Below are 20558 nucleotides of genomic sequence, written 5' to 3'. Positions count from 1 at the left end.
CTGAGCATGATCAGGCCCGGCACGATGAAGGCCCCGTAGGCGACGCCGTCCACCTCGGTCATCCGCCCGCCGATGGCCGAGCCGAAGACGACGAAATACAGGGCCGTGGTGATCACCGGGGTGACCACCGACTGCCACAGGGTGCGCAGGGCCCGCGCCATCTCGAACCGGTAGATCGCCCAGACGCCGTATGCGTTGAAGGTCATGCGGCGGCTCCGGTCGTCTTATCGCGGTGGACAAGGCTGACGAAGATGTCTTCGAGCGAGCTTTGCTTTGTATTGAGGTCCTTGAAGCCGATGCCCAGCTCCTCCAGCGCGCGGATCAGGGACGGCACCCCGGTGTCCTCGGCATTGGCGTCGAACTCATAGACCAGTTCATGGGCCTCGGCGTTCAGACTGACGTTCCAGCGCGCCAGTTCGGGCGGCACGGCGGTCAGGCTCTCGGTCAGGTTCAGCGTCAGGGTCTTCCTGCCCAGCTTCTTCATCAGGGTCGCCGTCTGTTCGACCAGGATCAGCTCACCCTTCAGGATCACCCCCACCCGATCGGCCATCTCCTCGGCCTCCTCGATATAGTGGGTGGTCAGGATGATGGTCACGCCGCGATCGCGCAGCTTTCGGACCAGCCCCCACATGTCGCGCCGCAGCTCGACGTCGACGCCGGCGGTCGGCTCGTCCAGGAACAGGATGTCGGGCTCGTGGCTCAGGGCCTTGGCGATCATCACCCGCCGCTTCATGCCGCCCGACAGCGTCATGATCTTCGAGTCCTTCTTGTCCCACAGCGACAGGTCCTTGAGTACCTGTTCGATGAAGGCCGGGTTCGGCGACTTGCCGAACAGGCCGCGCGAGAAGGTCACGGTCGCCAGCACGGTCTCGAAGGCGTCGGTGGTCAGCTCCTGGGGCACCAGGCCGATCTTCGAGCGCGCGAGGCGGTAGTCCTTCTGGATGTCGTGCCCGTCGGCGATGACCGTGCCGGTCGAGGGCGAGACGATGCCGCAGACGACCGAGATCAGGGTCGTCTTGCCCGCCCCGTTCGGGCCCAGCAGGGCGAAGATCTCGCCGCGCTCGATGGTCAGATCGACCTGTTTCAGGGCCTGCAGCCCCGACTTGTAGGTCTTGGTCAGACCCGTGATGGTGATGGCGGACGGCATGAAGGCTCCCCGGCGCCCGACGCTCTCGTCCGGCCCGCCCGCGCAATATGGCGACGTTCGCCCGCCGCTCAAGACGCAAGGGGCGGCTTTGCATCGCCTCCGTCCCGGGGAGCCTTTGAAAGCCACAGGTGTTGATGCCGGTCGGGAGGCTCGCACCGTGAACATCATCGATACCGCGCGCGTTCGGCTCGACCGCTGGGCGCATCGCATTCCCCTGGTGAAGACCCTGGTCACGCCGAGGCACCGCCCCGTCCATCATGCGATCGAGACGGCGGCCCGCATCGGCTATGGGGCGCTCGGCTTCGTCTATCTGTCGGCCGGAGTCCTGACCCTGCTGGCGGCCCTGGGGGTGCTCGACGAGGCGGCGGGATCGCAGGAGACGACGGTCTGGCTGGCCGCCCAGCCGCTGGGCCGGGTCTGGCTGTTGCTGCTGGGGCTGGGCTTGCTGGCCTTTTTCCAGTGGTGCGTGCTGCAATCGGTGTTCGACGCCGACCATGAAGGGCGCTCGCGCGACGGGCTGATGAAGCGGGCGGGACAGGGGGCGAACGGCCTGGTCCACCTGGTGCTGGCCCTGACGGCGTTTCGCCTGCTGTGGATCGATCGCCCGGTCCAGGCACGGATCGAGGGGGCCGTCGCGACCCATGACGCGGCGGCGCGCGTCCTGGCCTTTCCGTCCGGCGATCTGCTGCTGATCGCCATCGGCCTGACGATCGTCGGGATCGGGATCGGCAATGTTGTCAACGGCCTGCGCGCCGACTTCATCGGCCGGCTGACCTGTTCGGAGACCCTTTGCCGACGCCTGGCCCCCCTGGCCAAGGCGGGCAATGTGGCCAAGGGGGTGTCGCTGTTGCCGCTGGGGGTGTTCGTGGTTCTGGGCGGCCTGCGGTCGCGGGCGTCCGAGGTCCGCACCTTCGGCGACGCCCTGGACGGACTGGCGGCCCAGCCCGCGGGGCCCTGGGTCCTGGGGTGCGTGGCCCTGGGCTTCATCGCCTTCGGGGTGTTTTCCTTCATCGAGGCGCGCTTTCGCCGGATCAGCCCGCCGCGCGATCTGAGCGTCGGCTGAGCGCGTCCGGGGGCGGAACCTCGACGTAGCTGCGGGATTGCAGATGCGCTTATGGAGCGGACCATGTCCCTGAGAACCCTTCTGGTCGCGGCCAGCGCCGCCATGGCCCTGTCGGCCTGCGTCACCGCCCCGCCCCTGTCCGCCTATCGCGCACCGCAACCTGCGAAGGCCGTCGATGCCGAGCGCCTGTACAGCGGTCGCTGGCTCGAGATCGGGCGCACCCCGATGCGGCTGACCGACGGCTGCGTCGCCGGCACGACAAGCTACAGCCTGACCGGTCCCGACAGCCTGACCTTACGCGACACCTGTCAGGACAAGACCCCGACCGGCAAGGAGAAGGCCATCGGGGCGCGCGCCACCATCCTGGACCCCGGGGCGAACACGAAGTTCCGCGCCCGCTATTTCGGGGGTCTGGTGACCTGGGATTTCTGGATCCTGGATCACGACGAGGCCTACAGCTGGTTCATCTCGGCTGACCCGACCTTCGATCGGCTGTGGATCTATACGCGCACCGCGCCGTCGCCGGCCGAGCTGGAGCGGCTGGTCCAGCGGGCCCGCGCCCTGGGCTATGATACCGACCGTCTCGAGTTTCCCGCCCCGCTTCCGAACTGATCCGAAAGCCCGACCATGTCCCGACACGCCCTGATCCTGGCCTCGACCGCCGCCCTGGCCCTGGCGGCCTGCGGAGGGCCCGCGCCCCTGCCCCCCTCGGCCGGGTTCGGGAGCAATCCGACACTGCCCGAGCCGCACAAGGCGATGTTCCCGACGGTGAAGGTCGCTGACGCCGTGGGCTGGCCGGCCGGGGCCACGCCGATCGCGGCACCGGGCCTGAGGGTGCAGGCCTTTGCCAGCGGGCTCGATCATCCGCGCTGGATCTACCGCCTGCCCAACGGCGACATCCTGGTCGCCGAAAGCGCCGCCCCGCCCAAGCCGGAAGGTCTCAAGAAGGACGAGGGCATCAAGGGCTTCTTCCAGGCCCTGTTCATGAAGAAGGCCGGGTCGGTGACGCCCAGCGCTGACCGCATCAGCCTGCTGCGCGACGCCGACGGCGACGGGATCGCCGAGATGAAGTCGGTCTTTCTCTCGGGCCTGACGTCGCCCTTCGGCATGGCCCTGGCCGGAGGACGGCTCTACGTCGCCAACGCTGATTCCGTCGTCAGCGTGCCCTACCAGGACGGCGAGACCGAGGCCTCGGAGCCTCCGACCAGGCTCACCGACCTGCCGGCACAGCGAAACCACCACTGGACCAAGAGCTTGGTCGCCAGTGCGGATGGATCGAAGCTCTATGTCGGGGTGGGGTCAAACTCCAACATCGCCGACCACGGCATGGCGGAAGAGACGAACCGCGCCGCAATTCTGGAGATCGACCGGATGACAGGCGTCAGCCGCATCCATGCCGGCGGCCTGCGCAACCCGGTCGGCATGGCCTGGAACCCCGAGAGCGGGATGCTGTGGGTCGCGGTCAACGAGCGTGACGAACTGGGGGACGATCTGGTGCCCGACTATATGACCTCGGTGACGCCGGGGGCCTTCTACGGCTGGCCCTGGAGCTATTACGGTCAGACCGTCGATGAGCGGGTCAAGCCCGCCAATCCCGCGATAGTCGCCTCGGCCATCCGTCCGGACTATGCGCTGGGGGCCCACACGGCGTCCCTGGGCCTCACCTTCTATGACGACACGACCATGCCCCGGTTCCGCAACGGGGCCTTCATCGGGCAGCACGGCTCCTGGAACCGCAGCGAGCCCAGCGGTTACAAGGTCATCTTCGTGCCTTTTGCAGGCGGAAAGCCGTCGGGTCCGCCCCAGGACGTCCTGACCGGTTTCCTGAATGCGCAGAGCCAGGCCCAAGGCCGTCCGGTCGGGGTCCAGACGGACCGGACCGGTGCGCTTCTGGTCGCCGATGACGTCGGCAACGTCATCTGGCGGGTCAGCCCCGCCGCCTGACGCGGCAAGTCCAGACGAAGAAAGGCCCCGGCGGATCGCTCCGCCGGGGCCTTCTTTGTCTCTACAGAACCCTTAGTTCAGGGGCTGGACCGTGATCGCCGGGGCGGGCGGGGTCACGGGAGCTGGGGTCGTGACCGCCGGGCTGGACGTTGGGACTGCGACCGAGGGCGACCAGGCCTGCGGGCCGGTCGGTTCGGCCGGAGCCTCGACGCGCGGAGCGGGCGAGGCCTCAGCCGCCGACGCAGAACGGGTCACAGGCGCGGCGCGGCGGAACGGCGCGGCCTCACGCACCACCGGGGCCGGAGTCACCGCGACCGGAGCGGGCGTCGCCACCGGCGTCGAGCTCAGCGGCGGGCTGACGGTCGCCGGGGCCAGCGGCGTCGAGGCCACGGCGGTCGGGGCCGGCTCGGCCAGGGGCTGGGTCTCCTCACCGCCGCTCAGCAGCATGGTCGCGGCACCACCGATCAGGGCCAGGGCACCGATGGGGGCCAGCACCATCCAGGTCTTCAGCTTCTTCTGCTTCACCGGGCGGCGCGCATAGGACGGCGTGAAGACCGCGTCCTGCTCGATCGAAACAGGAGCCAGAGTGTCTTGAGTATAGGTGTAGGTCATCGTGATCCTCCAGAAACTTGGACCACAAAAACCACCCCGATCGATCGAGGTTCCGTCAAATCGACTATGACGCGAAGAAACACCATTCGCGCCACAATCGTGACACTTGCCGATCGCGGCAGCCTATACTCAAGAAAACTGTGGTGCCCGCCCTAGAAGCTGGTCACTTCCGAGATCGACAGGACGGCGCGTTTGGTCTCGCCTTCGGAATAGGTGCCGACCCAGATCTCATAGCGGCCGTTCATGGGCGACAGTTCCACGACCGGGTTGGAATCCTCGCCCGAATCGTCATCGCAGTACCACCGGCCGTCAGGGCCGTTGACAATGATGGTGGTGTCCGCGTTCGACAGGGCCGAGATCTTGATGTTCGGTGCGCCCTTGGAACTGCCGCTCCAGAACAGCCGCACGTCCGGGCTCTCGGTGATATAGCCGGTGCAGCCGTCGAACCGGTCGTCGGCGTCGACGCTGCCCCCCGCCAGCAGGCTGAGCAGGGCCGGATCGGGCGTGAAGCCGGCCGACAGATTGAGCTCGCCGTAGTTGGTGCTGCTGTCGATGTCCTGGGCCGACGCGGCGTTCGCACCCAGCAGGGCCGCGCCCGCGACAAGGGCGCTCAGGATCAGGTTTCGCATCGCATCGGTTCCCATCCGCGTCGGCCAGCCCGAACATCGGTTGACGGCGATCCTATGCGCGCCGGACCGTCTCCTTCAAGGCCACGCTTCCTGACGTCGCGTCACCGGCGCAACGGCGCCACGCCGGACCTGAAATCCGTCCTGTGACGGCAAGTCCCCACCACGCGAGTTGACCCGGACCCGGCCTATGTCCCATCACAGCCTCAAGGCGACGTATCAGGAGTGACGACAACCATGGGTCTCGCAGCGAACATTCGGCGCGACCTCAAGTTCGCCCTCGGCCTGCGCGCGCTGCTCAACCGCATCAAGCCGATCCAGCTCGACAGCGACGTCCTGGTCTGTGACGACTTCGAGGAGGCGGTCGACAGGTTCGGCGACAATGTCGCGGTCGAGGACGAGCATCGGTCCCTGACCTATCGCGAGCTGGACGCCCTGGCCAACCGGTATGCGACCTGGGCGCGGGGCCGCAACCTGCGCCGGTCGGACGTGATCGGTCTGGTCATGACCAACCGCGCCGAATATCTGGCCGCCTGGATCGGCTTTTCCAAGGTCGGGATCGCCACGGCCCTGATCAATACCAATCTGTCGGGTCAGGCCCTGGCCCACTGTCTGAACATCGTCAATGTCGCCCAGGTCGTCGCCGACGAGGACACCTGGAAACAGGTCGAGACCGCTCGCGCCCATGTGAACCGCACCATACTGCTGTGGGTCGTCGGCCTGAAGACCGAGGACGAGGCGTCCGAGCGGCGCAATCTGGACAATGCGGTGCGCAGCGGCTCGTCGGTGCGCCCGCCCAAGACCGTGCGTGCCGGCCTGACCAACCGCGACACGGCCCTGTATATCTACACGTCGGGAACCACGGGCCTGCCCAAGGCCGCGCGCATCCCGCATTCGCGCGCCCGCACCTATATGCGCGCCTTCGCCGGCTGCACGAAGTCGGGGCCGGAAGACCGGATCTACAACGTCCTGCCGCTGTATCACTCGACCGGCGGTCTGGTCGGGGTGGGCCCTGCCCTGCTGAACGGCGGCCGGCTGATCCTGCGCAAGCGGTTTTCAGCCACCCATTTCTGGAGCGACGTGAAGACCTCACAGGCGACGATGTTCGTCTATATCGGCGAACTGTGCCGCTACCTGGTCAACTGCCCGCCCCATGACGACGAGCGCGCGCACAAACTGACCCTCGCCTACGGCAACGGCCTGCGCCCCGACGTCTGGACCGACTTCCAGTCGCGGTTCGCCATTCCCCGCATCCTGGAATTCTACGGCTCGACCGAGGGCAATGTCTCCCTGTTCAATTTCGACGGCAAGGCCGGCGCGATCGGCCGCGTGCCCAAATTCCTCAAGAAACAGATCAACATCCGTCTGGCCCGGTTCGACGTCGATACCGACGAGGTCGTGCGCGGCAACAACGGCCTGGTCCAGGAGGCCCGCGTGGGCGAGATCGGCGAAGCCATCGGCGCCATCGCCAACGACATCCGCCACGACTTCTCGGGCTATGCCGACAAGGCCGCGTCGGAGAAGAAGATCCTGACCGACGTCTTCGCGCGCGGCGACCGCTGGTTCCGCACCGGCGACCTGATGCGCCAGGATTCGGAGGGCTATTTCTACTTCATCGACCGGATCGGCGACACCTTCCGCTGGAAGGGCGAGAACGTCTCCACCTCCGAGGTCGAACAGCGCCTGACCGAGGCGCCGGGCGTCAAGGAGGTCATCGCCTACGGCGTTCCCGTCCCGGGCCAGGAAGGCAAGGCAGGGATGGTCACCCTGGTGCTGGACGGCAGCCGGTTCAACGCCACCAGCTTCAACGCCTATGCCGCCGAACACCTGCCCGCCTATGCCCGGCCGGTGTTCGTGCGCATCGCCAAGACGCTGGAGACCACGGGCACCTTCAAATACCGCAAGGTCGATCTCGTCACCGATGGCTTTGACCCGGCCAAGGTCGACGGGTCCGTCTACGTTCGCGGCGGCAAGGCCGGCTATCAGAAGCTGACGCCTGCCGGTTACGAGGAAATCATCTCGGGCGCGTTCCGGCTGTAATCTGGACTCCGTCCTCTCCCTCCCCCTCGGGGGAGGGCAGATCGCGAAGCGATCGGGTGGGGGCGGCAAGGCGCAACGGCGCGGAACTCGCCTTGCCCTTCCCACCCGGTCTTCGCTCCGCTTCGACCACCCTCCCCCTCGGGGGAGGGAGATGCGCCACAGCTAACAGCCCCTTAAGCATTAACGGTCATGGTTGGCGCAATCCCTGCGCTCCGGACACGTTTGCATGTTTCAGATCATCGGCCTCGTCGTCCTGTTCGCCATGGTTTTCGGGGGCTACACCATCGCCGGCGGCAAGATGGGGGTGATCCTTCACTCCCTGCCGTACGAGATGATGATGATCGGCGGCGCGGCGGTCGCGGCGACCCTGATCTCCAACTCCCCGTCGACGCTGAAGGGCCTTCTCGCAGGCTTCGGCCGCACCTTCGCGGGGCCGAAGTGGAAGAAGCAGGACTACAAGGACCTGCTGTCCCTGCTGTTCCAGCTGACCAAGACGATGAAGTCCAAGGGCGTCATCGCCCTGGAAAGCCACATCGAAAAGCCCGGCGAGAGCGCGATCTTCCAGAAATACCCCAAGGTCATGAAGGACCATTTCGCTATCGACTTCATCTGCGACACCCTGAGGATGATGACGATGAACCTGGAGGATCCTCACCAGATCGAGGATGCGATGGAAAAGCAGCTGGAAAAGCACCATCACGAGGCTCTCGACCCCGCACACGCCCTCCAGAACATGGCCGACGCCTTGCCGGCCCTGGGCATCGTCGCGGCCGTGCTGGGCGTCATCAAGACCATGGCCGCCATCACCGAGCCCCCCGAGGTCCTCGGCGGGATGATCGGTGGCGCTCTGGTGGGCACCTTCCTGGGCGTGTTTCTCGCCTATGGCATGGTCGGCCCGCTGGCTGCGCGACTGACCGGGATCCTCAACAGCGACGCGGCCTTCTACAAGATCATCCAGTCGGTCCTGGTCGCCCACCTGCACGGCAACGCCGCCCAGATTTCGGTCGAGATCGGCCGTGGCGACATCCCCTCCTCGGCCCAGCCCTCGTTCAGCGAGATGGAAGAGGCCCTCGCGGCGGCTCCGACCGACGCGTAACAAGACTGCGGCGGCTCCGACCGACGCCTGAGCCACCCCGCGCTGAAGCGTTGCGGGAACAGGGCTCGCCGACGACCGTTTCGTCTCCACCAGCGACCTGCGAGGTCGCGAAGGAGACCGTGCCATGAAGACCGCCCTGCTGATCGCCGCCGGTGCCGCCGCCCTGACCCTGGCCGCCTGCAACAAGCCCGCCGAGGAAACCGCGGACACCTCCACCTCCGTCGTGCCCGCCGAGGCCACTCCCTCCGACAGTGCCATGGCTCCGGCCGACGATGGGATGGCGTCGGGCTCCGCCGCGTCTGGCGCAGATCCAGCAGGCCCGATGTCCGCCCGCGCGCCCTCGACCGGGAACGCCGGCTCGGGCCAGGAGACGATGCGTCCCGCCGGGTCGGGCGCGATGTCGGGCCAGCCCATGGCCTCGACCGTGCCGAACGCCCAGGAGACCATCGCCGCCACCAAACCGACCCTGTCGCCCGGCGGTGCCTCCAGCGGCCCGACGGCACCCCGCCCGACCAACTGACGACAGGGAGCGGCGCACTCGATTTCGCGCCGCTCGGCTCTTGCCTCTCGCGCCGGGCCGGAGGATTGTCCGCGCCGGGACGGGGGGCACAACCATGATGAACCGGACAACGGCGACGGCAGCGAGCGTTCTGGCGCTCGCAACCCTGGGTCTCGTCGCTTGCGGTCAACAGGCCTCGGTGCCCGGCGCGCCCGGCCAGACGGCGGAATCGTCGCTTGAGCCGATCGATGCCGTGCCCCTGCCGCTCGACGACAATCCCTTGACCCCGCCGCCCGCCGCAGAGCCTGCGCCCAGGGCCGAGGCCAAGACGGATGAAAAGCCTGATGCCGAGACGGCGGACGCCGCCGCGCCGATCACGGTGGCGATCCCCGAAAAGCCATCGACCGCCGCCGCCACGGCCGCCACGGCCGCCGAGCCTGCGGTGCGTGCCCGCGTCGCGCCTGCGCCTGCTCCGAGGGAGGCCACACCTCCGCCGCCTGAAAAGAGCGAGCCGGAAAAACCCGTCCTGAATTTCTGACCGGAGGCCTGTGATGCGTCTGTCCCTGATCCTGCTCGCCGGTCTCGCCCTTGCGGCGGCCGGCTGCGACCGCAAGCCGGAGGCCCCTGCCGCATCGCCGCCCGCGACGGCCCCCGATCCCGATGCCCCCGCCCCCGGCACCCAGGCTGCCGAGGCCATCGGCGCGGATTCCGACGACAACGCCGCCGTTCTGCCGCCCGACAAGAAGCCGCACTGACCTGACACGCCGATCACGGACGATCACAGGCGATCACAGGCCCGTGAGAAAATCACTTGCGATTTGTCGCGACCCGTACCTATCCTTCCCTCGCGGGGCTTCAAGATCCCGTGACATAGGAAGGAATTCCACGATGACCATTCGCCAACTGCTGGCCGTTTCGGCCGCCGGTCTCGCCGCAGTCGCCCTGGCGGCCTGCACGCCCAAGGCCGAGGAAAAGGCCGCCGACGCCGCCGCCGATTCGGCTGCCGCCGCCGACACCGCCGCTGACGCCGCTGCCACCGCCGACGCCGCTGCGACCGACGCCGCCGCCGCTGCCGGTGAGGCTGCATCGGCCGCTGCCGCCGCCGCTCCGGCCGCCGCCGACTCGGCCATGGCCCCGGCCACGGGCTCCATGGCCCCGACCGCCGCAGCCCCGGCCGCCGAGAAGCACTAAAGAGGCATCGTCCGGCGCATCCTTTCGGATGCTCTGACGGATCAGGGGTCGCACGTCGTGCGGCCCCTTTTTCGTGCGGAGGTGCTAAGCGAGCGCCGTGCCCCCCGCTCCCGACACCGCCGACGACGACGCCTCTCCCCGCCTGACCTGGGCCGAGGACGGCGCGCCGCGTTCGGGCCGGTTCGGCGACGTCTATTTCTCGGCCGACGACGGCCTGGCCGAGAGCCGCGCAGTCTTCCTGCAGGGTTGCGGCCTGCCCGGGGCCTGGGCCGGACGCGCGACCTTCACAGTCGCCGAACTGGGGTTCGGCACGGGGCTGAACATCCTGGCCCTGCTGGACCTGTGGCGACGCGAGGAGCCGGAGAACGCCCGCCTGCACGTCTTCACCGTCGAAGGCTTTCCCCTGAGCCGCGACGAGGCCGCCCGCGCCCTGGCCGCCTGGCCAGAACTGGCCGGGATCGCCGCCGTCCTGCTGGACCGCTGGCCCAACTGCGATCCCGGCGTCCACCGCATCGACCTGCCGGAGTTCAACGCCGTGATCGAGGTCGCGGTCGGTGAGGTCGTGGACGCCCTGTCCGCCTGGACCGGCCGCGCCGACGCCTGGTTCCTCGACGGCTTTTCCCCCGCCCTGAACCCCGGGATGTGGTCCGAGCCCGTGCTCGACCTGATTGCCGTCCGGTCTGCCCCCGGATCCCGACTGGCCACCTTCACCGTCGCCGGCTTCGTCCGGCGTGGCCTGACGCAGCGTGGATTTCAGGTCGACAAACGCCCCGGCCACGGCCGCAAGCGCGAGCGGCTGGAGGCGGTGCGGCGTCCCACCGTGGCCGTCATCGGCGCAGGCATCGCCGGGGCCTCGGTGGCGCGCGCCCTGATCGCGGCCGGCTGCATCGTCACCGTGGTCGAGGCCGACCGGCCGGGCGCGGGAGGTTCGGGCTTCCCCGCCGCCCTCGTCACGCCCCGTCTCGATGCCGGCGACGTCGGTATCGCTTCCTTCCACGCCCAGGCGCTGGACCGCGCCCTCACCCTGTATGCCGTCGTCCCGGACGCCATCGTCGCAGAGGGCGTGGTCCAGCTGCACCAGACCGACCGCGACGCCGCCCGTTTCGACAAGATCGCCGCCCAGCCCTGGTGGTCGCCCGGTGCCATGACCGTCATCGACCCCGCCGAGGCCACGGCCCGTCTGGGCGAAGAGACGGGTACGGGCGGCCTCCTCATGGCCGGGGCCCTCGCGGTGGCCCCCGCCCCGATCCTGTCCGCCTGGCTCGAAGGCACCCGACGCGTCTCCGGCACCGTCGCCGCGATCACGCCCGGCGAGAGCGGCGGCCGGTCCCTGACCGACCCCGACGGCGTCGTCATCGCCGAGGTCGACAGCGTCGTCATCACGGCGGGATGGGGCGCGGCGGCCCTGGCTCCCGAGCTCGATCTGCGTCCCGTGCGGGGTCAGGCGAGCTGGGTGGAAGGGGTCACGGCGCCCGCCGTCGCCTGGGGCGGCTATGCCGTGCCGACCACGGACGGCCTGTTGTTCGGCGCCACCCACGATCGCGACGACGTCGAGACCGACGTGCGCCTTGCCGACACCGAGCGCAATCTCCAGACCCTGACCGCCCGTCGGCCCCAGCTCGCGGCGGCCGCCGCGGATCGGCCGATCCAGGCCCGCGCGGCTGTCCGGGCCACGACGCGGGATCGGCTGCCGGTCTGCGGCGCTGTGCCGGGTCGGCCGGGCCTGTTCGTCCTGACCGGTCTGGGTTCACGCGGCTTCTGCGTCGCCCCCCTGCTGGGCGAGCATGTCGCGGCGCTGATCACGAGCACGGCGTCGCCGCTGGCGTACGATATGGCCGAACGTCTCGCGCCCGGCCGGTTCGCTGGAAGGCGCCCTTAGGCGGCCCGCCGACGCCCATCCATCAGCATGGACAGCACCCCGCCCAGCACCGCCGCCATCTCGGGACGGCTGACGACGCGGTCGACCATGCCCTTTTCCTGAAGATATTCGGCGCGCTGGAAGCCGGGGGGCAGCTTCTCGCGGATCGTGCTTTCGATCACCCGCGCGCCTGCGAACCCGATCAGGGCCCCCGGCTCGGCCAGGTGAACGTCGCCCAGCATGGCATAGCTGGCCGTCACCCCGCCGGTAGTCGGGTCGGTCAGGACGACGACGTAGGGCAGCTGCGCGTCCTTCAGCTCCTGCACCGCCAGGGTGGAGCGGGCCATCTGCATCAGGCTGAGCGCGCCCTCCTGCATCCGGGCTCCACCGGCGGCGGTGAAGCAGACGAGCGGTACGCCCCGGGCGATGGCAGCGTGGGCGGCGGCGATGAAGGCCTCGCCCGCAGCGGTGCCCAGCGACCCGCCCATGAAGCTGAAGTCCTGGACGATGGCGACGGCGGGGGTTCCGGCGATCTCGCCCGCCCCGATCATCATCGTGTCCTTGCGCCCAGCGGCCTTCCTCGCCGCGCTCAGCCGGTCCTTGTAGGACTTGCCGTCCGAGAATTTCAGCGGGTCCTCGGGCACGTCCGGCGTGGCGATGGCCTCATAGCGGCCGTCGTCGAAGGTGAAGCGCAGCCGGGTCTCGGCATTGATCCGCATGTGGCGGCCGGACGGCGTGACCCACAGGGCCGTCTCCAGATCCGGCCGGTAGAGCATCTCGCCCGAATCCGGATCCTTGACCCACAGATTGTCGGGGGTGTCGTTGCTGCGGCGGCTGACGATCTTGCGCACGCCGGGGGCGAAACGGCTGAGCCATCCGCCACGCTTGGGTTCTGTCGATTTGTTGTCGGGCATGGTCGTGCCTTTAGACGGTTTCCGTCACGCGCGCACCCCGGACTGCGTCGCCCAGTACCTTGACCTTGGCCAGGACCGCATCAGCGGCGGACGTGCCGGCGGCCAGCGCGCCAGCGACCTCCTCGACCAGGACCGATCCGACGACCACCGCATCGGCGACCCGGGCGATCTCTGCGGCCCGTTCGGGTGTCTTGACCCCGAACCCGACCGCGACCGGCAGGCCGGACGCCGCCCGCACCCGCTCGACCGCAGGTGCCACCGACACGGCCTGCGCCTCCTTCACCCCCGTCACGCCCGCGACAGAGACATAGTAGACGAAGCCCGAGGTCCGCCGCGCGATGATCTTCAGCCGCGCGTCGTCCGACGTCGGGGTGGCCAGCCGGATCAGCGACACCTGGGCCGCATCCAGCGCATCCGACAGCGGATCGGCCTCCTCGGGCGGGCAATCCACGACGATGCATCCATCGACCCCCGCCGCCGCCGCATCGCGCGCGAAGGCCTCGTATCCATAGGATTCGATCGGATTGAGATAGCCCATCAAAATCAGGGGCGTGTCGGCGTCGCCCTCGCGGAACGCCTTCGCCAGATCCAGCGTGCCCCTGAGCGTCAGCCCGGCCTTCAGCCCCCGCAGCGCCGCGCGCTGGATCGGCGGCCCTTCGGCCATCGGATCGCTGAACGGAAAGCCCAGTTCGATGATGTCGGCCCCGGCGGCGGGCAGGCCGCGCAGGATCTCCAGCGCCTCGTCGCGCGTGGGATCACCGGCCATCACATAGGCCACGAACCCGGCCCGGCCCTCGGCCTTCAGAGCAGCGAAACGGGCGTCGATACGGGCGGTGGTCATTCTGCGGGTCTCGGAGGCGTAGGGCTTTGTGAGGCAGCCCCTGATGCAGGGCGGGGCGGCGGGCAGGTTCCGGCCGGGTCGACCGCGAACAGCAGATAGGCGGGGTCGCCGGGTGCCATGGCCTCGGTGCCCGGGAAGGCGGCGATCGACAGGCGCTGGCAGCCGCCGTCGTCGAGCGGCCGGATCATCATCAGGGCGTTGGCGGCCCCTCCGGCGTCCTGCCAGCCCCTGGCCTTGGCGGCGTCCGCATACTGGAAGGCCCGTTCATTGCCGATCGCGACGGTCGTGGCCAGGCATTCGAACGGCTTGCCCAGTCCGTCGAAACGCTCGCGCAGACCCATGCAATCCGCAGACCGGGTCGTGCCCGCCAGCAGGGGCAGGCCGAGATCGCCGGGCAGGACCGTCGCCGGGGCCGCCTGCACCGCCAGCGCCACCATCAGGGCCGGGAGGCTCATTGGGCGGTCGATCCGGGGGGCGCCGCGCAGACGTTGCCTGGAATGGTCGCGAAGCCGAGATAGCCCAGGCTGGTCGGTGTGGCCGGACGCGTGGTGTCGTAGAAGGCCTGCATCTGCATGCCGTCGCAGCCGCCGCCGTCACGACGACGCACGAAGACCACCCGGTTGTCGTCGCCGCCGGCCGCCAGCCAGCCCTTGGTCCCCAGATCGGCGATATAGGCCTCGGCGACCGTCCCGACATTGGCCATCAGGGCCGCGACACAGAAGGCCTTGCCGTTCAGGCCGTACAGATTGCCGCAATCCGGAGCGAGTTCCGCGCCCGGAAGCAGGGGGATATCCGTCGCCGGTCCGCCCTGGGGTCCAATCGGCTGGGGCACGATGGGCGCGGGGGCCGTGGTCTGCACACCGTCCTGGGCGAAGGCGACGCCGCTCATAGCCAGAGTGGCGGCCAAGGCTGCGATGATTGTCTTCATGCTCAATCTCCGAACCTTCAACATGGGCCTGAACCCTAAACCCATTCCGTCATCCTCGGGCTTGTCCCGAGGATCCAGACTCACGCTGTCACCGTTTCTGTACGTCTCTCGCCACCAAAATCCAGATCGCGCGCGACTTTCGACGTCAGTGTTTCTGGATCCTCGGGACAAGCCCGAGGATGACGGGAGAGGTTGAAGAAACGGCACCTACAGCTCGACTCCCAGATGTCTGGCCACCGCAAAGATGTCCTTGTCGCCCCGCCCGCACATGTTCAGCACCACGTCGCCGCCGGTGCCGACCTCGGCCGCGATCTCGCCGACGCGGGCCAGGGCATGGCTGGGCTCCAGCGCCGGGATGATCCCCTCCAGCTTCGAACAAAGCTGAAACGCTTCCAGCGCCTCCGCATCCGTCGCCGCGCGATATTCGGCCCGGCCGATGTCCTTGAGCCAGGCGTGTTCCGGCCCGATGCCCGGATAGTCGAGGCCCGCCGAGATCGAATGGCCCTCGAGGATCTGGCCGTCCTCGTCCTGGAGCAGATAGGTCCGGTTGCCGTGCAGTACGCCGGGCCGCCCGCCCTGGATCGAGGCCGCATGGTCCGGGCCGTCCAGACCGCGCCCGGCCGCCTCGACCCCGATCAGCCGCACGCCCGCGTCCTCGATGAAGGGATGGAACAGGCCGATGGCGTTCGATCCGCCACCGATCGCGGCCACACAGGCGTCGGGCAGTTTCTCGCGCCGCGCCAGCATCTGGATCCGCGTCTCCTTGCCGATCACCGACTGGAAGTCGCGGACCATGGCGGGATAGGGGTGCGGTCCCGCCGCCGTGCCGATCAGGTAGTAGGTGTCGCCGACATTGGTGACCCAGTCGCGCATCGCCTCGTTCATCGCGTCCTTCAGCGTGCCGCGACCGCTGGTGACGGGCACCACCTCGGCACCCAGCAGTTTCATGCGGAAGACGTTCGGCGACTGACGCTCCACGTCGGTCGCGCCCATATAGACGACGCATTGCAGGCCGAACCGGGCACAGACCGTCGCCGTCGCCACCCCGTGCTGGCCGGCGCCGGTCTCGGCGATGATCCGCTTCTTGCCCATCCGCATGGCCAGCAGGATCTGGCCCATGCAGTTGTTGATCTTGTGCGCGCCCGTGTGGTTCAGCTCGTCGCGCTTGAACCAGATGTTGGCCCCGCCGTGATGCTGGGTCAGCCGCTCGGCCAGATACAGAGGGCTGGGCCGCCCGACATAGTGGGTCAGGAAGTCGTCGAGCTCGGCCTGGAACGTCGGGTCCGCCTTGCACGCCTCGTACGCCGTGTTCAGCTCCAGCACGAGCGGCATCAGGGTCTCGGCCACGAACCGCCCGCCATAGGGGCCGAACCGGCCCTCCGCGTCGGGCATGGCGTACTGGTTGGGGATGATGGCGTTCACGGGCAGGACCTTCACGCGGGGAGGCGTCGGAATTAGGACCGGGCCACAGCCTTCAGAAAGGCCGCGATCCGGCCGGCGTCCTTAACACCCGGCGCGCTTTCGACGCCAGAGGACACATCGACCAGCGGCGCGCCCGAAACCCGCACGGCTTCGGCCACATTGTCGGGGTTGAGCCCCCCCGCCAGGAACCAGGGCTTCTGGAACGTCCGGCCAGCCAGCAGCCCCCAGTCGAACCGCGCCCCGACCCCGCCGGGCAGGGCCGATCCCTCCACCGGCTTGGCGTCGAACATCAGATGGTCGGCGACCGGCTCCCAGTCCGCCACGCCCCCGAAATCCGCCTCGGTCCGGATCGGCAGGGCCTTGATGATCCCCGCTCCCGTCAGCCGCCGGATCTCCGCCGCTCGCTCAGGCGTCTCCGACCCGTGCAACTGGATGAAGTCCGGCCTCAGGATCAGCCCGATCTCGGTCAGCAGCATGTCGCCCGGATCGACCACCACCGCCACAACCTTCGCCCGCCCCTTCGCCCGCTCGAACAGGGTCGCGGCATGCAGCGGCTCGAGATGGCGGGGGCTCTTGTCGAAGATCACCGCCCCGACGAAGGCCGCCCCGTGGTCGAGCGCGGCGTCGAGAGTTTCAGGCGTGGTCAGGCCGCAGATCTTGGCGTGGGTCATGGTGTGACGACGAGCACATTCTCGCCGCGCGCGGCATCAGCGAGATCGCCATCGTATGTCACCAAGCCAACACCCAGTCTCAGAACGACGGCAAGGTGAAGCGCGTCGGGCGCACGAAGCTTCCCGTGGCGATGGAGCAAGGCTCTCGCGGCAATGACGTCGTCGGGGTCTATCGGTTCTTTCACGACACGACCGGCCAGCCACCCGTCGAGAGCATTCTCCGCCTCATTTCTCTCGTCGGCGTCGAGGCTTCGTCGGCGAACATGATGCGACAGGGCGGACGAGAACTCCGTCACCACCCAATCCGAGACCAGGACTTCGGGATCACCGGCGGCCCATCCTTTTGCGCGCTCGGTCCAGTCATCGTCCACGAACAAGGGAACGAGAAATGAGGCATCCAGATAGAACCTCAACGGGGATTTTCGTCCTTCATCTCATTGATCGCCCGAGCGGTGCTGATGCGGCCTCGGCGGGGACGAACCCGATGCGCATCCAGCCATTCCATGTCCCATACAGCCCTGGGTTCTAGCGGGGTCCACACGAGTTTGATGGCTGCGTCGGGATTTGTCTGCGCGATGTAGACGTCTTCGCCGCGCCTAGCTGCTTCCAGCAAGCGGGGCAGCTGGGCTTGAGCATCGGCGACGGAATAGTGGGTCATGCCGGCACTATAGCCCAAGCTCGTAAGTCTTGCCATCTAACCCCGATACAGCCCCGCATCCGGATCGCTCCCGCCGCGCACCTCCGCCGCCACGATCTGGGAGGCGATGACCGAATAGGTGATGCCGTTGCCGCCGAAGCCCATGACCGCCCAGCAGTGGTCCATCCCCTCGACGGGCCCGATCGAGGGCAGGCCCGTCGCGCTCTCTCCGAACGCTCCGGCCCAGCTGTAGTCGACCTCGAACTCGACCTGCGGCAGCAGCCGCTTCAACTTGTCGGCGATGGTCGCGCATTTGCGGCGGCCCCTGGCCTCGTCCTCGTGGGCGGTCGGGGAGGCCTCGTCCTCGCCGCCGACGATCAGCCGGCCGTCGCCGCCCATGCGGAAATACAGGTACGGATCCGAGGCCTCCCAGACCAGCATGTCGCGCAGCCAGGCCGGGCACCGCTGGCGCGGTTTGGACGCCATGGCCCAGGTCGAGATGACCTTCGCACCCGGCGTCGGCACCCCCTTGGGGAACTCGTAGCCGCAACAGAACACCACCGATTTCGCCCGCACCGCATGGCCTGCGTCGGTCAGCAGGGTGACGCCGTCGGGATCGCTGGCTGCCTCGAGCACCTCGACCTGAGAATAGACCCTGGCCCCCCGCGCCTGCGCCCGTCGCAGCAGTCCCGCCGCCAGCCGTGCCGGATCGCCGCTGGCCGAACCCGCCGAGACGATGGCCCCCGTCCGCTCCATCCCGAACCGCTCGCGCAACTGCGCCGGGCCGATATATTCGCTCTCCAGACCGATCCCGGCCCGCGCCTCGGCCTCGGCCTCCAGCGCGCGATGGCCGTATTCGTCGCCCGCCAGATACAGGGACGACTTGTCCTTCAGGCCACAGACGATCCGTTCCTCGGCCACGATCGCCTTCAGCGCGTCCACCGCCGAGCGCGACCGCAGATAGGCCCGCCGGGCCCTGGCCATGCCGATCTTCTCGGCCAGGGCGGTCAGCGACAGGTCGATCTCCCATTGCAGCAGGGCGGTCGAGGCCACGGTCGATCCCATCAGCGGCGGTCTGCGGTCCAGCACGGCGACCGACCCGTCCTTGGACAGCTCATGGGCCATGAAGGCCCCGCTGATCCCCGCCCCGATGATCGCCACATCGACGCTGATCGCCTGGCTCAGCGGACGCACCGGCACCCCGAGGCCGGGACTGTCGGCCCACAACGACCGTCCGGTCCTGAGATCACGTTTGAGGGTCGCGCCGGTCATGGAAGTCTCCGATCAAGCGGAGCCTTAGCCGTTCAGGGCGCGATCGGTTCCGCCGCGAAGATCAGATCGATCTGCGCCGCCTCCAGCAGACGCCATTCCCCCGGTGCCAGATCGTCAGGCAGGACCAGCCCGCCCATCCGCTCGCGGTGCAGGGCCTCGACGTGGTTGCCGACGGCGGCGAACATCCGGCGCACCATGTGATAGCGGCCCTCGGTGACCGTCAGCCGCGCCTCGGTCGGCGAGATCACCTCCAGAACAGCCGGGGCCAGCGGCTTGTCCTCCCCCTCGAGCACCAGTCCGCCCGCGGCGAACAGATCGTCTTCGGTCCCGACCAGCGGCCTTGCCAGGGTCGCGCGATAGACCTTGGCCACGTGCTTCTTCGGACTGATGACCCGGTGCAATAGATCGCCGTCGTCGGTCAGGAGCAACAGGCCCGAGGTCTGTTTGTCCAGCCGCCCTATGGTCGAGATCGCCGGATCGCGTCGACGCCACCGATCCGGCAGGACGTCATAGACCAGGGCCCCGTCCTCCTTCCTCGAACAGGTCATCCCCAGCGGCTTGTTCAGCATCATGACCAGGCCGGGCACGGGATCCAGCGCCTCGCCGTCGATCTCCATCCGCCCGGAAAGGTCGGCCGTCACCGCGATCCGCTGCGACACATCGGTCACGTCCGCGCCGTCCAGAACGATCCCCCCGACCTTGCCCAGCCGCGCGATCTCGGTCCGCGAGCCATAGCCCATGGAGCCCAGCAGCTTGTCGACCCGCGATGTCTTTACCTTCGTCATCGCGCTGCTTGCGCCCGCAGGGGGTTCACTTCACGCACTCGAACAGCTTGTAGGGCCCGCCGTCGCCGGCCGGGGTGACCCGCTTGAACGCCGCCTTCAACTCGGCCTCATAGGGCAGGTGCCGGTTGGCCACGAGCCACAGCACGCCACCCTTGCCCAACATTTCGGCCGCCTTCTTGATGAAGGCCTGGCCCAGCCGACGGTCCTCGGCCCCGCCGTCATGGAAGGGTGGATTGGAGACGATGAAATCAAGATCCCCCGCCCCCTCGATCGTCCGCACATCCGCCCATTCAAAGGACGCCCGCGCGTCCTCGACATTCTTCTTCGCAGATTCAATGGCTCGACGGTCCAGATCGATCAGGCGCATGGACGTCACTCGCGACCCTTGCAGTACAGCACCCGCCAAGGCACCCCACCCACATCCGAGGTCAGCGCCCGCGCCCTTGATGCCCAAATCCCGGCCGCCGTTCTCAGCGAAATAGCTGGCAAGGACTGCGCTGCCTGCGTCGAGCTTGTTCCAGGAGAATATGCCAGGCTGAGACCAGAAGCCCTTTATCCGCTGCTGCGCCCCGGCCTCGATCGCTTCATCCACCCATGTCATCGCCTCCGGCCGGATCACCACACAGCGCCGGTGATGCGCCTTGGCCGTCTCGCCGACTTCGACGCCGAACGCCGTCAGTTCCTTCTTGAGTCGCGATCCGCCCTTGTCCTTGGGAGCCATGACGTCCAGCCGCCCGCCGACCTTCAGCGCCTGCAGCGTCAGCGCCAATGTGTAGCGCCGCTCCAGCACCCCCGGCGGCGCATAGATCATGGCCTCGTCGACAGACCCGGCCTCCAGCCTTTCGAGCGCGGTCGATCCGGGGATCAGGGGTGAGGTCTGGATCGCGCCGCCCTCGCCGGTTGCGGGCGGATCGAACACCAGCGGCGGTCGGCCATAAAGGATCGTGGTCATCGCCGGGACTTAACCGTCCGGCGCGCCCGCGTCACCCTCGGGTGATCGGCATAGTCTCCT

At 68.4% G+C, this 20558-nt stretch carries 24 protein-coding genes and 1 pseudogene; 10 read left to right on the top strand and 15 right to left on the bottom strand.

Going from position 1 to position 20558, the window contains the following annotated elements; translation table 11 throughout:
• Together ACILQR_RS01380 and ACILQR_RS01375 are read right to left on the bottom strand one after the other, a co-directional pair.
• Positions 1 to 206 (bottom strand): annotated as a pseudogene (locus ACILQR_RS01380) (sugar ABC transporter permease); the annotation flags it as partial.
• Complete coding sequence (locus ACILQR_RS01375) at positions 203 to 1147, bottom strand: ABC transporter ATP-binding protein (RefSeq protein ID WP_395649729.1); 945 nt, start codon at positions 1145 to 1147, stop codon at positions 203 to 205. The gene ACILQR_RS01375 and the pseudogene ACILQR_RS01380, both read right to left, overlap by 4 nt.
• Positions 1148 to 1304: 157 nt before the next feature.
• Between ACILQR_RS01375 and ACILQR_RS01370 the strand changes: the two genes are divergently transcribed.
• From ACILQR_RS01370 to ACILQR_RS01360, 3 genes are all read left to right on the top strand, one after another.
• Entirely contained in the window at positions 1305 to 2210 is a 906-nt protein-coding gene (locus tag ACILQR_RS01370; RefSeq protein ID WP_395649728.1) for a DUF1206 domain-containing protein, read from the top strand.
• Between the two features lie 63 nt (positions 2211 to 2273).
• Positions 2274 to 2822: a lipocalin family protein gene (locus ACILQR_RS01365; RefSeq protein WP_395649727.1), complete on the top strand. Its 549-nt coding sequence runs from the start codon at positions 2274 to 2276 to the stop codon at positions 2820 to 2822.
• A 15-nt stretch (positions 2823 to 2837) separates the two neighbouring features.
• Complete coding sequence (locus ACILQR_RS01360; RefSeq protein WP_395649726.1) at positions 2838 to 4154, top strand: PQQ-dependent sugar dehydrogenase; 1317 nt, start codon at positions 2838 to 2840, stop codon at positions 4152 to 4154.
• 72 nt (positions 4155 to 4226) lie between these two features.
• Here ACILQR_RS01360 and ACILQR_RS01355 read toward each other — a convergent pair whose 3' ends face one another.
• Together ACILQR_RS01355 and ACILQR_RS01350 are read right to left on the bottom strand one after the other, a co-directional pair.
• Positions 4227 to 4766, bottom strand: a complete 540-nt coding sequence (locus tag ACILQR_RS01355) for a hypothetical protein (RefSeq protein ID WP_395649725.1) — start codon at positions 4764 to 4766, stop codon at positions 4227 to 4229.
• A 152-nt stretch (positions 4767 to 4918) separates the two neighbouring features.
• On the bottom strand, positions 4919 to 5395 hold the full coding sequence (locus tag ACILQR_RS01350) for a peptidase S1 (RefSeq protein WP_395649724.1): 477 nt from the start codon (positions 5393 to 5395) through the stop codon (positions 4919 to 4921).
• Positions 5396 to 5629: 234 nt separating this feature from the next.
• On the opposite strand from ACILQR_RS01350, the gene ACILQR_RS01345 reads away from it, so the two are divergent.
• The 7 genes from ACILQR_RS01345 (at position 5630) to mnmC (ending at position 12097) form a co-directional block, all read left to right on the top strand.
• The gene (locus tag ACILQR_RS01345; RefSeq protein WP_395649723.1) at positions 5630 to 7432 is read left to right on the top strand and encodes a long-chain-acyl-CoA synthetase; all 1803 of its coding nucleotides are present in this window, start codon (positions 5630 to 5632) and stop codon (positions 7430 to 7432) included.
• A gap of 226 nt (positions 7433 to 7658) precedes the next feature.
• Positions 7659 to 8528, top strand: coding sequence for a flagellar motor stator protein MotA (gene motA, locus ACILQR_RS01340; protein WP_395649722.1), 870 nt, complete (start codon positions 7659 to 7661; stop codon positions 8526 to 8528).
• A 124-nt stretch (positions 8529 to 8652) separates the two neighbouring features.
• Entirely contained in the window at positions 8653 to 9048 is a 396-nt protein-coding gene (locus ACILQR_RS01335) for a hypothetical protein (protein WP_395649721.1), read from the top strand.
• A 94-nt stretch (positions 9049 to 9142) separates the two neighbouring features.
• Positions 9143 to 9565: a hypothetical protein gene (locus ACILQR_RS01330; RefSeq protein ID WP_395649720.1), complete on the top strand. Its 423-nt coding sequence runs from the start codon at positions 9143 to 9145 to the stop codon at positions 9563 to 9565.
• A 13-nt stretch (positions 9566 to 9578) separates the two neighbouring features.
• Positions 9579 to 9782 (top strand): hypothetical protein, encoded by a 204-nt coding sequence (locus ACILQR_RS01325; RefSeq protein WP_395649719.1) that lies wholly within the window; start codon positions 9579 to 9581, stop codon positions 9780 to 9782.
• A 133-nt stretch (positions 9783 to 9915) separates the two neighbouring features.
• Complete coding sequence (locus ACILQR_RS01320; RefSeq protein WP_395649718.1) at positions 9916 to 10218, top strand: hypothetical protein; 303 nt, start codon at positions 9916 to 9918, stop codon at positions 10216 to 10218.
• A 97-nt stretch (positions 10219 to 10315) separates the two neighbouring features.
• The gene (gene mnmC, locus ACILQR_RS01315) at positions 10316 to 12097 is read left to right on the top strand and encodes an FAD-dependent 5-carboxymethylaminomethyl-2-thiouridine(34) oxidoreductase MnmC (protein ID WP_395649717.1); all 1782 of its coding nucleotides are present in this window, start codon (positions 10316 to 10318) and stop codon (positions 12095 to 12097) included.
• Here the strand turns inward: mnmC and accD are convergent.
• The 11 genes from accD to ACILQR_RS01260 form a co-directional block, all read right to left on the bottom strand.
• Positions 12094 to 12990 (bottom strand): acetyl-CoA carboxylase, carboxyltransferase subunit beta, encoded by an 897-nt coding sequence (gene accD, locus ACILQR_RS01310; RefSeq protein ID WP_395649716.1) that lies wholly within the window; start codon positions 12988 to 12990, stop codon positions 12094 to 12096. The two genes, mnmC and accD, sit on opposite strands and share 4 nt — an antisense overlap.
• A 10-nt stretch (positions 12991 to 13000) precedes the next feature.
• Positions 13001 to 13831, bottom strand: a complete 831-nt coding sequence (gene trpA / locus ACILQR_RS01305; protein ID WP_395649715.1) for a tryptophan synthase subunit alpha — start codon at positions 13829 to 13831, stop codon at positions 13001 to 13003.
• Positions 13828 to 14286, bottom strand: a complete 459-nt coding sequence (locus ACILQR_RS01300; protein WP_395649714.1) for a hypothetical protein — start codon at positions 14284 to 14286, stop codon at positions 13828 to 13830. The genes trpA and ACILQR_RS01300 overlap by 4 nt, the downstream gene beginning before the upstream one ends.
• Positions 14283 to 14759 carry a hypothetical protein gene (locus ACILQR_RS01295; RefSeq protein ID WP_395649713.1) on the bottom strand — a complete coding sequence of 159 codons (477 nt, stop codon included), beginning with the start codon at positions 14757 to 14759 and terminating at the stop codon, positions 14283 to 14285. Before ACILQR_RS01295 ends, ACILQR_RS01300 begins: the two co-directional genes overlap by 4 nt.
• 207 nt (positions 14760 to 14966) lie before the next feature.
• The gene (trpB, locus tag ACILQR_RS01290; protein ID WP_395649732.1) at positions 14967 to 16151 is read right to left on the bottom strand and encodes a tryptophan synthase subunit beta; all 1185 of its coding nucleotides are present in this window, start codon (positions 16149 to 16151) and stop codon (positions 14967 to 14969) included.
• Between the two features lie 62 nt (positions 16152 to 16213).
• Complete coding sequence (locus ACILQR_RS01285; protein ID WP_395649712.1) at positions 16214 to 16852, bottom strand: phosphoribosylanthranilate isomerase; 639 nt, start codon at positions 16850 to 16852, stop codon at positions 16214 to 16216.
• A complete protein-coding gene (locus tag ACILQR_RS01280; protein ID WP_395649711.1) occupies positions 16849 to 17265 on the bottom strand; it encodes a type II toxin-antitoxin system VapC family toxin in 417 nt (138 codons plus the stop codon). The genes ACILQR_RS01285 and ACILQR_RS01280 overlap by 4 nt, the downstream gene beginning before the upstream one ends.
• Positions 17262 to 17510, bottom strand: coding sequence for a hypothetical protein (locus ACILQR_RS01275; RefSeq protein WP_395649710.1), 249 nt, complete (start codon positions 17508 to 17510; stop codon positions 17262 to 17264). The genes ACILQR_RS01280 and ACILQR_RS01275 overlap by 4 nt, the downstream gene beginning before the upstream one ends.
• Before the next feature lie 36 nt (positions 17511 to 17546).
• Entirely contained in the window at positions 17547 to 18761 is a 1215-nt protein-coding gene (locus ACILQR_RS01270) for an NAD(P)/FAD-dependent oxidoreductase (RefSeq protein ID WP_395649709.1), read from the bottom strand.
• Between the two features lie 32 nt (positions 18762 to 18793).
• Complete coding sequence (locus ACILQR_RS01265; RefSeq protein ID WP_395649708.1) at positions 18794 to 19546, bottom strand: pseudouridine synthase; 753 nt, start codon at positions 19544 to 19546, stop codon at positions 18794 to 18796.
• 25 nt (positions 19547 to 19571) lie between these two features.
• On the bottom strand, positions 19572 to 20498 hold the full coding sequence (locus tag ACILQR_RS01260; RefSeq protein ID WP_395649707.1) for a class I SAM-dependent methyltransferase: 927 nt from the start codon (positions 20496 to 20498) through the stop codon (positions 19572 to 19574).
• Positions 20499 to 20558: the final 60 nt, after the last annotated feature.

The organism is Brevundimonas sp. (assembly GCF_044239655.1).
In the GTDB taxonomy this organism is placed as follows: Bacteria; Pseudomonadota; Alphaproteobacteria; order Caulobacterales; family Caulobacteraceae; genus Brevundimonas.
The sequence above is the reverse complement of the archived record's forward strand: the minus strand, read 5'-3'. Positions and strand labels throughout refer to the sequence as shown.

What these genes read in the sequence shown, in the direction of transcription:
- ACILQR_RS01375 (WP_395649729.1), bottom strand. Translation starts at nt 1,147, where the DNA reads ATGCCGTCCGCCATCACCATCACGGGTCTGACCAAGACCTACAAGTCG.
- ACILQR_RS01365 (WP_395649727.1), top strand. Translation starts at nt 2,274, where the DNA reads ATGTCCCTGAGAACCCTTCTGGTCGCGGCCAGCGCCGCCATGGCCCTG.
- ACILQR_RS01360 (WP_395649726.1), top strand. Translation starts at nt 2,838, where the DNA reads ATGTCCCGACACGCCCTGATCCTGGCCTCGACCGCCGCCCTGGCCCTG.
- ACILQR_RS01355 (WP_395649725.1), bottom strand. Translation starts at nt 4,766, where the DNA reads ATGACCTACACCTATACTCAAGACACTCTGGCTCCTGTTTCGATCGAG.
- ACILQR_RS01350 (WP_395649724.1), bottom strand. Translation starts at nt 5,395, where the DNA reads ATGCGAAACCTGATCCTGAGCGCCCTTGTCGCGGGCGCGGCCCTGCTG.
- ACILQR_RS01345 (WP_395649723.1), top strand. Translation starts at nt 5,630, where the DNA reads ATGGGTCTCGCAGCGAACATTCGGCGCGACCTCAAGTTCGCCCTCGGC.
- motA (WP_395649722.1), top strand. Translation starts at nt 7,659, where the DNA reads ATGTTTCAGATCATCGGCCTCGTCGTCCTGTTCGCCATGGTTTTCGGG.
- ACILQR_RS01335 (WP_395649721.1), top strand. Translation starts at nt 8,653, where the DNA reads ATGAAGACCGCCCTGCTGATCGCCGCCGGTGCCGCCGCCCTGACCCTG.
- ACILQR_RS01330 (WP_395649720.1), top strand. Translation starts at nt 9,143, where the DNA reads ATGATGAACCGGACAACGGCGACGGCAGCGAGCGTTCTGGCGCTCGCA.
- ACILQR_RS01325 (WP_395649719.1), top strand. Translation starts at nt 9,579, where the DNA reads ATGCGTCTGTCCCTGATCCTGCTCGCCGGTCTCGCCCTTGCGGCGGCC.
- ACILQR_RS01320 (WP_395649718.1), top strand. Translation starts at nt 9,916, where the DNA reads ATGACCATTCGCCAACTGCTGGCCGTTTCGGCCGCCGGTCTCGCCGCA.
- accD (WP_395649716.1), bottom strand. Translation starts at nt 12,990, where the DNA reads ATGCCCGACAACAAATCGACAGAACCCAAGCGTGGCGGATGGCTCAGC.
- trpA (WP_395649715.1), bottom strand. Translation starts at nt 13,831, where the DNA reads ATGACCACCGCCCGTATCGACGCCCGTTTCGCTGCTCTGAAGGCCGAG.
- ACILQR_RS01300 (WP_395649714.1), bottom strand. Translation starts at nt 14,286, where the DNA reads ATGAGCCTCCCGGCCCTGATGGTGGCGCTGGCGGTGCAGGCGGCCCCG.
- ACILQR_RS01295 (WP_395649713.1), bottom strand. Translation starts at nt 14,759, where the DNA reads ATGAAGACAATCATCGCAGCCTTGGCCGCCACTCTGGCTATGAGCGGC.
- trpB (WP_395649732.1), bottom strand. Translation starts at nt 16,151, where the DNA reads ATGCCCGACGCGGAGGGCCGGTTCGGCCCCTATGGCGGGCGGTTCGTG.
- ACILQR_RS01285 (WP_395649712.1), bottom strand. Translation starts at nt 16,852, where the DNA reads ATGACCCACGCCAAGATCTGCGGCCTGACCACGCCTGAAACTCTCGAC.
- ACILQR_RS01275 (WP_395649710.1), bottom strand. Translation starts at nt 17,510, where the DNA reads ATGACCCACTATTCCGTCGCCGATGCTCAAGCCCAGCTGCCCCGCTTG.
- ACILQR_RS01270 (WP_395649709.1), bottom strand. Translation starts at nt 18,761, where the DNA reads ATGACCGGCGCGACCCTCAAACGTGATCTCAGGACCGGACGGTCGTTG.
- ACILQR_RS01265 (WP_395649708.1), bottom strand. Translation starts at nt 19,546, where the DNA reads ATGACGAAGGTAAAGACATCGCGGGTCGACAAGCTGCTGGGCTCCATG.
- ACILQR_RS01260 (WP_395649707.1), bottom strand. Translation starts at nt 20,498, where the DNA reads ATGACCACGATCCTTTATGGCCGACCGCCGCTGGTGTTCGATCCGCCC.